At 57.1% G+C, this 12,382-nt stretch carries 12 protein-coding genes and 1 pseudogene; 2 read left to right on the top strand and 11 right to left on the bottom strand.

The genetic code is table 11. From position 1 onward, the window contains the following. Nucleotides 1–73: 73 nt before the first annotated feature. From AUC61_RS25540 to AUC61_RS25510, 7 genes are all read right to left on the bottom strand, one after another. A complete protein-coding gene (locus AUC61_RS25540; protein ID WP_243249007.1) occupies nt 74–1,024 on the bottom strand; it encodes a FecR domain-containing protein in 951 nt (316 codons plus the stop codon). Continuing rightward, nucleotides 1,021–1,536, bottom strand: a complete 516-nt coding sequence (locus tag AUC61_RS25535; protein ID WP_243249006.1) for a sigma-70 family RNA polymerase sigma factor — start codon at nt 1,534–1,536, stop codon at nt 1,021–1,023. The genes AUC61_RS25540 and AUC61_RS25535 overlap by 4 nt, the downstream gene beginning before the upstream one ends. A gap of 386 nt (nt 1,537–1,922) precedes the next feature. Next, nucleotides 1,923–2,888: an L-arabinose ABC transporter permease AraH gene (araH, locus tag AUC61_RS25530; RefSeq protein WP_162874599.1), complete on the bottom strand. Its 966-nt coding sequence runs from the start codon at nt 2,886–2,888 to the stop codon at nt 1,923–1,925. A gap of 66 nt (nt 2,889–2,954) precedes the next feature. Further along, nucleotides 2,955–4,493, bottom strand: a complete 1,539-nt coding sequence (gene araG / locus AUC61_RS25525) for an L-arabinose ABC transporter ATP-binding protein AraG (RefSeq protein ID WP_243249005.1) — start codon at nt 4,491–4,493, stop codon at nt 2,955–2,957. Nucleotides 4,494–4,677: 184 nt separating this feature from the next. Continuing rightward, on the bottom strand, nt 4,678–5,682 hold the full coding sequence (locus tag AUC61_RS25520) for a substrate-binding domain-containing protein (protein ID WP_243249004.1): 1,005 nt from the start codon (nt 5,680–5,682) through the stop codon (nt 4,678–4,680). 229 nt (nt 5,683–5,911) lie between these two features. Continuing rightward, nucleotides 5,912–6,790 carry an SMP-30/gluconolactonase/LRE family protein gene (locus tag AUC61_RS25515; RefSeq protein WP_243249003.1) on the bottom strand — a complete coding sequence of 293 codons (879 nt, stop codon included), beginning with the start codon at nt 6,788–6,790 and terminating at the stop codon, nt 5,912–5,914. A 79-nt stretch (nt 6,791–6,869) separates the two neighbouring features. Continuing rightward, nucleotides 6,870–7,586 (bottom strand): FadR/GntR family transcriptional regulator, encoded by a 717-nt coding sequence (locus tag AUC61_RS25510; protein WP_243249002.1) that lies wholly within the window; start codon nt 7,584–7,586, stop codon nt 6,870–6,872. A 343-nt stretch (nt 7,587–7,929) separates the two neighbouring features. On the opposite strand from AUC61_RS25510, the gene AUC61_RS25505 reads away from it, so the two are divergent. After that, a complete protein-coding gene (locus AUC61_RS25505) occupies nt 7,930–9,078 on the top strand; it encodes an aldose epimerase family protein (protein ID WP_243249001.1) in 1,149 nt (382 codons plus the stop codon). A 185-nt stretch (nt 9,079–9,263) separates the two neighbouring features. Here AUC61_RS25505 and AUC61_RS25500 read toward each other — a convergent pair whose 3' ends face one another. The 4 genes from AUC61_RS25500 to AUC61_RS26465 form a co-directional block, all read right to left on the bottom strand. Next, nucleotides 9,264–10,157: a metal ABC transporter substrate-binding protein gene (locus tag AUC61_RS25500; protein ID WP_243249000.1), complete on the bottom strand. Its 894-nt coding sequence runs from the start codon at nt 10,155–10,157 to the stop codon at nt 9,264–9,266. A gap of 28 nt (nt 10,158–10,185) precedes the next feature. Next, nucleotides 10,186–11,055, bottom strand: coding sequence for a metal ABC transporter permease (locus AUC61_RS25495; RefSeq protein ID WP_243248999.1), 870 nt, complete (start codon nt 11,053–11,055; stop codon nt 10,186–10,188). A gap of 160 nt (nt 11,056–11,215) precedes the next feature. Then, a complete protein-coding gene (locus tag AUC61_RS25490) occupies nt 11,216–11,959 on the bottom strand; it encodes a metal ABC transporter ATP-binding protein (RefSeq protein WP_243248998.1) in 744 nt (247 codons plus the stop codon). After that, nucleotides 11,956–12,087 (bottom strand): hypothetical protein, encoded by a 132-nt coding sequence (locus tag AUC61_RS26465; RefSeq protein ID WP_279291185.1) that lies wholly within the window; start codon nt 12,085–12,087, stop codon nt 11,956–11,958. Before AUC61_RS26465 ends, AUC61_RS25490 begins: the two co-directional genes overlap by 4 nt. A 131-nt stretch (nt 12,088–12,218) precedes the next feature. Here AUC61_RS26465 and AUC61_RS25485 point away from each other — a divergent pair. Continuing rightward, a pseudogene (locus tag AUC61_RS25485) lies at nt 12,219–12,347 on the top strand (LysR substrate-binding domain-containing protein); the annotation flags it as partial. Nucleotides 12,348–12,382 lie beyond the last annotated feature (35 nt).

The following is a 12,382-nucleotide window of genomic DNA, read 5'->3' as shown; positions in this document are numbered from 1 at the left end:
AGAAAACGCATTTCAATCCAGTAGGCTGCATGTCGTTTGATGAGAGTCAGCTTGCTCTCGATTGGGGTCAAATTCAGGCAGCAGCTCCGCGCGCAGTCAGCGTCACCCAGTAGCGCGTTCGGGTCTGCACCTGCACTGGCAAGCTGGCGGCGAGCAGAAACAGAATCTTGTCAGTATCATCAAGGCGGAAAGTGCCGGTGACCTTCAGCGATTCCAACGCGGGCTCCCAACGCAGAATGCCCGGACGATAACGGCTTAGGTCCTCCAGAAAGCGCCCCAGCGGCTGATTTTCAACGCTCAGCACACCCTGGCGCCAACCCGGCTGAAGGGTATCAAAAGGCTGCACAGAAGTAATCGATTCGGCGCTCATGGTGGCGCGCTGGCCCGCCTTTAGCTGCATGGACGGGCCTTGCTGCGGAATGAGCTGCACCAAGCCACGCCACACCGAAACCTTGCAGCTCTGTCCATACTGGCGCACGCACAGCTCGGCACCGTCTGCCAACACCTTCCCCTGCTGCGTATTGATGGTCATCGCGGGAACATTGCTGGCCATGTTCAGCGCCATCTCGCCCTCAATCAGCGACAGCGAACGCCTGCCCTGCTCAAGGTCCATATTCAGCGCGGTGGCGGTGTCGAGTTGCAGCAGGCTGCCATCCGGCAGGCGTAAGTCCCGGCGCCCTCCAGAGGCGGTACGCAAATCCGCACGCAGTGCGGCGACCGGTGTTTGCTGGGCCAGTAACCAGCCCGCAGGCAGCAAAGCCGCGACAATCAAAGCGCGCTTCATCACCGAGCGTCGGCCCCGGTCAGGACGATCCAGGCTGGCCATGGCCAGCTCTGGCGGCAGACTGGAAAAACGCTGACGGAGGCCCTGGGCTTTTTGCCAGGTCTGCTCGTGATGGGTTGACTGCTCACGCCAACGTTGCAGGCGCGCCCGGTCTTCGGCACTGGCGCTGCCGGACTCCAGCAAGACCAGAAAGCCAGCGGCGTCTTCGGCGATCTGACGAGCCTGCGCGACGTTGCTCATAAGTCGACCATCAGGCAGTGTGTATACGCTTGAGCCATATAGCGTTTGACCGTTCGCTCGGATACCTGCAGACGTTCAGCGATCTGCGCGTAACCGAGGCCTTCCAGTTGAGCCCAGAGAAATGCCCGACGAACCGGCAAAGGCAACGCGTCGAGCAGTTCATCCAGTGCTTGCAGGGTTTCCAGCAGCACCCAGCGGTCTTCGGGAGACGGAATAACGTTCTCGGGCAAGCTGGCCAGGGCCTGCAAGTAAGCCTGCTCGACACTGCGCCGCTGGTAATGATTGATCAGCAGGCGCTTGCCCACTGTCAACAGATACGCCCGTGGCTCACGCAGTTGACTCAGCGGTTCACCGTGCTGGCTGGCCAACACTTTGACGAACGTATCCTGACTCAGATCGGCAGCATCCCATGCATTGCCAAGACGACTGCGCAGCCAGCTTTCCAGCCAGCTGCGATGATCGCGGTAGAAATTTTCCAGGGTGGGCTCGAATGCCCCTGCTGCGTCCCTCATAGTCAACGGCTCACTGTGGGTCACTACTTAAAATGAGAATCATTCTAAGTAGTTCAGCATGGAGCGCCAACTTTAATTTGTTGAGGGGCAGGATATTTGAGGACGACTGCAGTGTTAGCCCGGAATTGCGACGCCTTAATCGCTGGCAAGCCATGCTCCCACATAACGGTGCAATTCCGTAGGACCGGCTTTAGCCGGGAGGGCGTCGGGGCATTCGCTAAACATCATTCGTCAGAAATACCGCCCTCCCGGCTAAAGCCAGTCCTACGAGACGAAACCAGCGCTTGCAGGCAGACATAGAATCTCCCACATAGGACCGCTGCCTCATGTGGGAGCCTGGCTTGCCAGCGATTCAGACGCTAAGGTTTACCTGCAATTACCCACCTTTAGCGCCGCTTCATCCGGTCGATAATCACCGCCAGCAACAGGATCGAACCGCGAATCACATACTGGTAAAAGGTATCGATGTTCTTCAGGTTCATCGCGTTCTCGATGATCGCCAGAATCAACACCCCCGCGATCACGTGGCGAATCATGCCGATGCCGCCACTCAATGACACGCCGCCCAGTACGCATGCAGAAATGACCGTCAGCTCAAAGCCCTGACCAATCATCGGCTGGCCCGACGTCATCCGCGACGCCAGCACCACCCCGGCCAAGGCGCCCACCAGACCATGCACGGCAAAGATGATGATCTTGGTGCGATCAACATGCACACCGGCCAGCAGCGCAGCCTCCTGGTTACCGCCAATTGCCAGGGAGTTACGCCCGTAAGTCGTGTAATTCAGCAGCCAGCCAAAAAACGCGAAACATACGATAGTGATCAGAATCGGCACCGGCACGCCATACAGCTGGCCATTGCCGAACACGAAAAAGTCTTCATTGGAAACGCCGACCGCCTTGCCGTTGGAAAAAATGTACGCAAGACCACGAACAATCTGCATCGTCGCCAACGTCGCAATCAGCGCATTGATGCGCAGCTTGGCAATCACGATGCCGTTGATCAGCCCTACTACAAGGCCCATCGCCAATGCGGCGGAGATGCCGAGAAACAGGCTGTCGGTATCGCGAATCACGATTCCGGCGATCACCCCGGAGCAAGCCAGTACCGAGCCCACTGACAGGTCGAAATGCCCCGAGGCCAGGCAGAACAACATGGTGCACGCAGCGATGCCCACTGTTGAAATCGCCAGGCCCAGGCCCCGCATGTTCAGAGGTGACATGAAGTTATCGATGAGCAATGTGCACAGCACAAAAATGCCCACGGCCGCCATGAGCATGGCCCAGTCATCAATAAAACGTCGCAGGTTAAGGCCCTGACGTGGAGCCGTCAGACTGGATTCGCTAGACATACGCACCTCTTTCTTATTTTTCATGCTTGTTTTTCACCGCTGATTTCGCAGCGCGAACCGATTCGCTCAACCACGGGTTCGTGGCAATGCCAGTTGCAACAGGCGTGCTTCATCGGCCTCGTCACGGTTCAGCTCGCCGGTAATGGCGCCTTCACTCATGACCAGAATCCGGTCGGCAATACCCATGACTTCCATCAGATCACTGGACACCACAATCACCGCAATACCGTCAGCTGCCAGGTTATGGATGATCTGGTAAATCTCTGACTTGGCACCGATGTCGATGCCTCGGGTCGGCTCATCCAGTAACAGGACTTTCATCGGCATCGACAGCCAGCGACCGAGAATCGCCTTCTGCTGATTGCCGCCCGAAAGGAACAGCATCTGCTGCTCTGGCGACGGCGTCTTGACGTTCATCGCCTGAATCTGATGTTTGGCGTTGCTCTTCTCCCAGCGACCCTGAATCAGGCAGCCCAGGGTCACGTGGCGTGGACGCGCACCAATGTTGATGTTTTCGGCAACGCTGGAGAGCGGCACGATGCCTTCTTTCTTGCGGTCTTCTGGGCATAGCAGGATTCCGGCGGCTATCGCATCACGAGGGGAACGAAGCTCAAGGTTCTTGCCGTCGATCTGCAACGTACCTGACTTGCTGCGTGTCAGGCCCGACAACATGCGGAACATCTCGGTACGACCAGCCCCCACCAAACCAAAGAAGCCCAGCACCTCGCCTTTTTGCACCGCGAAGGTCACGGGCTCCTGCAGGCCCGGCCCAAGCAGCCCGGTCACCCGCAGGCCCGGCCCTTGATGCTGCCTAGGCCGGTAGTTGTAGATGTCCTGAATATCGCGGCCGACCATGCAGGTCACCAGCCGGTCGTGATCCAGTTCTGCCATGTCTTCAAAGGTGCGCACGAAGCGCCCGTCCTTGAACACCGTCACCGCATCACAAACCCGGAAGATTTCTTCCATGCGGTGAGACACATAAAGGATCACCCGGCCTTCGTCCCGCAGCTTGACGATGATTGCCATCAAACGATCGATTTCCCGGGCCGACAAGCTGCTGGTCGGCTCGTCGAACGCAATCACATGGGCATTGCGTGACATGGCTTTGGCGATTTCCACGAGCTGTCTCTGGCCGAGGGACAGGTCGCCGAGACGGGTCGACGGGTCGATCTCGTCGGCCAGGCCTTTGAGCAACTCTCGCGCCTGACGCAACATGGCGCGCCGGTTGACCATGCCCCAGCGGCTGGGCATGTGACCCAGCAGAAGGTTTTCGGCAACGGACATCTCAGGCACCAACTGCAGCTCCTGGTGGATGACCGCTACACCCGCTCCGATGCTGTCTGCCGTAGATTTGAACGTGTAAACCTGCTCACCGATCGATAAGTTTCCACTGTTCGGTTGATAGGAACCCCCAAGGATTTTCAGCAGCGTGGACTTACCCGCGCCGTTCTCGCCCATCAGCGCGTGAACGCTGCCGGGACGTGCCTCAAAAGTAATCTCCGACAGCGCTCGCACGCCGGGGAAAGTCTTGCCAATGCCGTTGAAGCGCAGGCTGCCTGCGGGCAAAGGTTGCGAGGTGGGTGTGACAGTGGCTTGCGGTTGCATGGAACCTCCCATCATCAGGATCGAAACACGATTCCTGTAGGAGCTAGCTTGCTTGCGATGGCGCGGGGTCAAGCGATGATTTATTCGCTGATATACCGCTATCGCGAGCAAGCTCACTCCTACAGGGTCCCGGAGTGCGAAACCGTGTGGCATGAGGAACGCAGAGCGCGAACCTCACGCAGTTTTACTTCCAGAGACCAATCTTGGTCAGCACTTCCTGAAAGTTCGCCCGGGTAATCAGCGTCACGTCGTCCATCGCTGTGTATTTAGGAGGCTCTTCGCCGGTGGTGACCCACTTGTACATCTGCAGCGCAGTGTTGTAGCCCTCTTTATCCGGGCTTGGCAGCATCGAACCGAAGAAGCCGCTTTCCTTCTTCTTCAATTCATCGATGGCATCAGTGCCATTGATGCCGATACCGATCACGTTGGCAGGCTTGAAGCCAGCGCCAGCAGTTGCTCGCACACCACCCAGCACCGTGTTGTCGTTCATACCGCCAATGATCAGGTTCTTCGCTGCGGAAGGCAGTTTAGGCAACGCCGAGTTGGTGGATTCCATGCTGCCAGGAACGTCGAGGGTCTTCTGTGCAGTGAAGAGGATGTGATCCTCCGGGAAACCGGCTTTTTTCAACGCATCAACCGAACCGTCGGTACGTTTCTTACCCGTATCCAGCTCGTTGTAGGTATTGATGATGGCGTAGGTTTCTTTCCAGTCCCAGTTACGGTTCTTCGCCTCGGCGGCCATGGCCTCGCCCTGTTTCTGGCCGACCTCATATGCAGCCATGCCCAGGTAAGGCACGTCCTCCATGAACTTGCCACTGGCGTCGACAAACCGGTCGTCAACCGCCATGACTTTCAGGCCATTGGCTTTAGCCTTGGCCACAATCGCAGGGCCAAGCGAAACATCAGGTGGGCAAATGACGAAGCCTTTGGCACCGTTGGCGGCCAGGCTGTCGATAGCAGAGAGGGTTTTCTCGCCGTCAGGTACGGCAATTTTGATCACTTCAAAACCGTGGTCCTTGCCCGCTTTTTCGGCAAAGGCCCATTCAGTTTGAAACCACGGCTCTTCAGCCTGCTTGACGAGGAAGCCGATTTTGACCTTTTCGGCGGCAGAGACTCCGCCAGCAAGGCCCAGCACGGCAGTGGCAACGGCGGCACAGCAAAGGGAACGGATCCCGTGACGACTCAACATAGCTAACTCCTTATTTTTATTGAATAGCTACAGCGCCCAGCAATGAGTTGTGTCGAAGTCATCGCGCGTCCAAAGACAACGTTGAAGACATCAAAACAAGAACAAAACAGTCATATCATATTATCAATGACCGGAATGTAACCTAGTGTCACTCACCCTGAAGCACTGACATTGGACATATCTTTTTCTGAAACTTTGTTATCTGCGGCCAATACCAGACAGCAACCTCTTAACCCGCAAAACGTGTCGACGGCAATCCGCGTATACCCACCTCGGCAACGAGCAGCGCGCCGTCGACTTGCCCGTGGGCATCCGCCGGTGCAGCACTGGTGACAAACAGCGTGGTCATGTCCGGGCCGCCGAATATGCAGCTGGTGGGATGGCTGACCGGCAATTCGACGATGCGCTCGACGCTGCCATCAGGGGCATAGCGAATAAGGCAGCTTCCGCCCCAGCGTGCGTTCCATATGTAGCCCTCGACGTCCATCGCAGAACCGTCCGGAGTGCCACGGGCATGCTCCGCAGCGAAGATCGAGCGCGATCCAAGAGCGTCATCGGGAAGAATCGGGTAACGGTAAATCACCCCGTCCAGACTGTCTGCGCAGTACAGCGCATCAGACTCAGGGCTCCACAGCAGGGTATTAACGATGCCCTGGCCTTCCAGCAATGGCGTGACGGATGCATCGGCATCAACCCGAAACAAACCTCCCGACCGCCGGGTCAACGGCAGGTCGCCACCGTCCTTGTCGAGGTTGTTCTGCATGGATCCCAGCCACAAGCGGCCTCGAGGATCGCAGCGCGCTTCATTGGCGCGATTACCAGCGACGGGATCGGCCACGCACAACAGCGTGAGGCTGGGCGCATAACCTGGAGAATCGAGATCAAGGCGATAGACGCCGCTGGTAAGGGTCACCAGTGCATCACCACTTCGGGTAGGGATAAAGGCAGAGACGGACTCAGGCAGGTGCCACTGCTGATATTGATCTTCGAACAGCCGGCAAGCCAGTCGGGCCGCGATGTCGACCCAGTAAAGGGTCTGGGTTTGCGCGTCCCAGAAAGGGCCTTCGCCCAGCATGAAACGATGCGCTGAAACAGGCAGCCATTGCATGTGAAAGTGTCCTTTTTTCTTATTTTTGTCAGGTGTTCTGTAGCCATTCTGTGTAGCAGTTTTCTACTTCGGTGAAACCTTAGTCGCTGTCGGGAACCAGCGCCTGCCTGGCGAACGATTCAGCAATCACGCCAGCAGCTTGTTCGATCAACGTCATGCACGCCCAAACGCCTTTCGCTGCATCGCGGCTTGCAATGGCGTCAGCAAGGTCCTTGTGCAAAGGCAGGGTTTTACCCAATTCCCCCGGCACAGCCGATGACACTTCAAACGACACCGCCAGTAACGCACCCAACGCTGGCAACATTTGCTCGATGAAACGGTTATGGCTGGCCGCCAGGACCGCCTCATGAAAGCGCCGGTCGGCCTGGTTGTAATCGCCCATGTCCGCCACCGATGCCGCCAGAGCCACGTAAGCCCGTTGAATTTCAAATATCTGTTCTGCACTGGCTCGCTCACATGCCCAACGGACAGCCATGGGTTCGATGGTCCTGCGCAGATCGAGCAAATCCTTTACAAAATCTTCTGGCAAACCTTTACGCGCCAGCCAACCCACCACTTGCGGATCAAACAAATTCCAGCTGCGCAAAGGCATCACCCGGGTCCCCACCTTGGGCCCCACTTCGAGTAAACCTTTGGCCACCAGCGTCTTGATCGCCTCGCGGATCACCGTGCGACTAACGCCCAGCTCTTCCGCGAGCACCGCTTCGACTTTCAACACCTGACCCGGCCGCACATTGCCTGCCGCGATCCACGCCCCCAGCCAGTCGACCGTTGATGCATGAAAATTACTGCTCATGTGCTACGCCTCACTACGCGGTCATTTCCGCAAATTGAGGCTAATCATCACATGATTGGCTGTCAAACCAGCTCATGGTGCTCCTGTAGGAGCTGCCGTGGGCTGCGATGGCTCTTCTACAGGAAAACACCAGATCGCAGCCTTCGGCAGCTCCTATAGAATCTATACGACCATCAAATAGTATTACGATTAAATTTTCAAGCATCGATTTATCGGCTATAAATCTTGTTAACACCATTTTTAAGGATGAATAGTCAGACCAATAATCCGTAAAACGTAAGAACCCGGCCAGCATCGAAGGTTCGGTGCAGCCCATACCACAACAACAAAAAAGGTAAATTCAATGAAACCCTCTTCACTGCTCAGCAGTTTTGGACTGTCACTGATGATCGCCACCCTCACCGCCAATGCGGCCAGCCTCTCCAATGACCACAGCGCCTTCGGTAAAACGGCTGATGGCACCGCGGTCGAGAAGTACACGCTGCGCAACAGCCACGGCGTCGAAGCCAACATCATTACTTATGGTGCAACGCTGCAATCGCTATTACTGCCAGACAAGAACGGCAAGGTTGAGGATGTGGTGCTGGGCTTTGACGACGTGAAGGGTTATCAGGACAACGGAACGGTGTACTTCGGTGCGACCATAGGGCGCTTTGGCAACCGCTTGGCGGGCGGACAGTTCAGCCTGGATGGCAAAACGTACCAAGTGCCGCAGAACGACAAGACCAACGCGTTGCACGGTGGTACGCAGGGTTTCGACAAACGCGTGTGGAAAGCCGAACCCAGCAACGAAAGCGGCTGGGTGGGTGTCAAGTTGACGTATGTGTCACCCGACGGTGAGATGGGTTTCCCTGGCAACCTGAAGACTGAAGTGACCTACAGCCTTAACGAGAAAAACGAGCTGCGCATCCAGTACAAGGCGACCACCGATAAACCCACCGTGCTCAACCTGACCAACCACAGCTACTTCAACCTGGCAGGCGCGGGTAATGGCGACGTCCTCAAACAGGTCGCTACCCTGCACGCTTCGCATTACACGCCCGTCAACGAGAAACTGATCCCCACTGGTGATTTGCCTGCGGTCAAAGGCACGCCTATGGACTTTCTCACCCCGACTGCCATTGGCAAGAACATCAAGGCGGATCATCAGCAGTTGAAATACGCCGAGCCTAAACAAGGTGGCTTCGATTTCAACTGGGTGCTCGACACCAAAGGCGACGTCAGCAAACTGGCCGCCGAAGTCAGCGATCCGCAATCCGGACGCCGCCTGCAGTTGTTTACCAGCGAGCCCGGCGTGCAGCTCTATACCGGCAACTTCCTCGACGGCAGCATCCATGGCAAAGCAGGCAAGGTCTACCCGCACTGGGGTGCCTTTACCCTGGAAACCCAGCATTACCCTGACGCGCCGAACCAGCCAAAATTTCAGAGCACACGACTGGACCCGGGCAAAACCTATACCCAGACGACGGTGTTTAAGTTTTCAGGGCACTAAAAAGCAGCGACCTTGGTCTGTAGGAGCTGCCGAAGGCTGCGATAGCGGTGTGTCAGTATGAATGCTTCGTAGCCTGCGGCAGATCCTACAGATCATGCATACCAATTCAGCGGACTGCGTTCGGTTTTATAAACGCTGCCGAAGGCTGCGAATGCGCGGCCTTCGCCTCCTTGCCCCCCTCGGCTTCACTTACCCTGCATCGCCGCCACCAACTGATCAACGTTGTAGCGGAACATCTGCACATAGCTGGCCGCTGGCCCATTGGCTGGCGACAGCGCTTCAACGTAGAGCTCACCACCGGGCTTGGCGCCACTGGCATCGGCGATTTGCTTGACCAGCCGCGGATCACCGGAGTTTTCGAAGAAGTAAGCGCTGACATGCTCAGCCTTGATCTGCCGAATCAGCTTGCCCACATCTGCCGCCGAGGCTTCGGACTCAGTGGAGAAACCCAGCGGCGACAGGAAGGTCACGCCATAAGCATCGCCAAAATAGCCAAAGGCATCATGGGAGGTCAGCACCTTGCGTTGCGCAACGGGGATGGACTGGATTTGCGTCCGGGCATAACTGTCCAGCGCTTGAAGCTGCTCGGTGTAGCGTTCGCCATTAGCCTGATAGACAGCGGCGCCGGGTGGATCGACTTTTTGCAATGCTGCAACGATGTTACGCACGTAGATCACCGCGTTGGCAGCACTGTTCCAGGCATGGGGGTCGGTAATACGCTCGCCGTCCTCTTCCATGCTGCGGGTTTTGATGCCGTTCGACAGCACTACCGGATCCCCCTTGTAACCCGAAGCTTTGATCAAACGATCCATCCAGCCTTCCAGATGCAAACCGCTGACAAACGCCACGTCCGCTTTCTTTAACGCCTGAGCGTCGGCCGGGCTGGGTTCGTACACGTGCGGATCGCCGTTGGGGCCAATCAGCGACGTGACATGAACCCGGTCGCCGCCGACGTTCTGCACCATGTCGGCAATGACCGTGAATGACGCGACGGTTTCCAGAGGTTTGGCCTGGGCTATGACACTAAAAGCAGACAGCACAAGGGCTGCCATTGAACCCAACAGCATTGATCGTTTCATGACGTTCCTCTTGAAATAGGTGCGTGAATCAGTTGGCCAGGTGAGATTGGGGAAACAGACCGCGCAGGATGCCTGTGCGGCCGAACAACAGAGAAAAGCCATAGAAAGCGCTGGCGGTCAGGACGATGGCGGGTCCCGAAGCGACGCCCATGTGGTAAGAAATGATCAGCCCGATCAAGCCTGACAACGTCGCGACCAACGTCGAAATCGCTACCAACGCGCTTAATGACGTGGCCCAGAAGCGTGCCGCCGTGGCAGGCAACATCATCATGCCGACCGCCATCAAAGTCCCCAGTGCCTGGAAGCCCGCCACCAGATTGAGCACCACCAATAGCAGGAAAAGTAGGTGATACAGCGAGCCTCGCCCGCCGACAGCGCGCAGGAATCCGGGGTCAAAACACTCCAGGACCAGCGGCCGGTAAATCAGTGCGAGCAGGATCACGGTGAAAGAAGCGATACCGCCCACCATGTAAATCGCGCTGGCGTCGATGGCGAGGATGGTGCCAAACAGCACATGCAACAGGTCAACGTTGGAGCCGTGCAACGAAACGATCATGACCCCGGCCGCCAGCGAGGTCAGGTAGAAGCTGGCGAAGCTCGCATCTTCACGCAGGGCCGTCAGGCGACTGACCAGCCCGGACAACAGCGCAACTGCCAGCCCGGCGATCAAGCCTCCAACGCCCATGGCAGGCAGTGACAAACCGAAAAACAGAAAACCCAACGCAGCCCCCGGCAATACTGCGTGGCTCATCGCATCGCCCACCAGGCTCATGCGTCTGAGCATCAACAGCACGCCCACCGGCCCGGAGCCAATGCCGAGCGCCAGACACGCCACCAAGGCACGGCGCATGAAGCCGAATTCGACGAAGGGTTCGATTAACAGGGTGTAGAGGGTCATGATGGCACCCTCAAAATCCGGACTCGGGACCTGACTGAAATCCGGCTTTCTGTAGGAGTGAGCTTGCTCGCGATGCGGTACACCAGCCCAAAAGTGATCGCCTGACCTGACGCCATCGCGAGCAAGCTCACTCCTACAGGAAAATGCACACTGGGAGAAATCATAGAGTTCCCACCCCACACAACTCCGCATCCGCGCTCCAGAACTCAGCCATGTTCCGCGCCTTGCGCAGGTTCTCAACGTTCAGGACGTCTGCAGTCGCGCCCCAGGCAATGGCTTCACGCGCCATCAGCAGGGTTTGCGGAAAATGCTGGCGCACCTGATCGATGTCGTGCAGCACGGCAATCACTGTTCTGCCCTGCCCGTGCCAGACCCGTACCAACTCCAGAAGGTCGCGGGTGGTACGTGCATCAATTGCAGTGAAGGGTTCATCGAGCAAAATCACAGCAGCGTCCTGAAGCAGCAGCCGGGCGAACAGCACACGCTGAAACTGCCCGGAAGACAGCGAACCGATGCTGCGCGACTCAAAGCCCTCCAGGCCCACCGCCTGCAATGACTCTTGAGTGCGCCTGGCGAGGTGTCGGGTCAGGCCAAGAAACGCACCGATGCTACGCCATGCGCCCATCGCCACGGTGTCGGCGACACTGAGTGGAAAGCTGCGGTCAATTTCTGCAGCCTGAGGCAAATAACCGAGGGTCTTGGTTGCAAGATTGCCGCGATCAACCCGACCGGCAGCAGGCTTCATGGTCCCGGCAATCGCTTTGATCAGCGTCGATTTGCCAGCTCCGTTAGGCCCGACAATGGCAGTCAGGCTCCCGGCTTCGAAGCACCCATTGAGGTGATGAACCGCGGCCCGGCGTTCGTAGGCAACGGTGAGATTCTTCAGAGAGATGGCGGCGCTCATGGAATGGCCACCGCCCAGATGATCGCCAACCACAGCAAAACCAGCATGCTCAAGGCAAGCACAACTCTCTTCCATGCCGACTGGGCAAGAACCGAACCTGAGATGGAAGGAATGCGGGGTGTTTTCATGAGCCAATAACCTGCAACTATTTGTTACAGTATTACATAACCAGAAAACGAAGTGTTATAAAATAACAAAACACTCGATCAAACGTTGATAGCCTCAATTCCCCGCTGCAAATCCTCAAGCAATGCAGCACGTACCGGGAGAAAACGATGGTCTGCAACGTCTGCCGGATGTGACCTACCATCTGTGGATCAGACCTAATACCGTCAACCCGCTCGCACGCAAGGCCTGTGATCTGATTCGCGGAAGTCAGGGGATGTAGGAAGAGTGCTGAGGGATTTTCAAGTGAAGAATTTG

Source organism: Pseudomonas maioricensis, assembly GCF_022790535.1.
In the GTDB taxonomy this organism is placed as follows: domain Bacteria; phylum Pseudomonadota; class Gammaproteobacteria; order Pseudomonadales; family Pseudomonadaceae; genus Aquipseudomonas; species Aquipseudomonas maioricensis.
The sequence above is the reverse complement of the archived record's forward strand: the minus strand, read 5'-3'. Positions and strand labels throughout refer to the sequence as shown.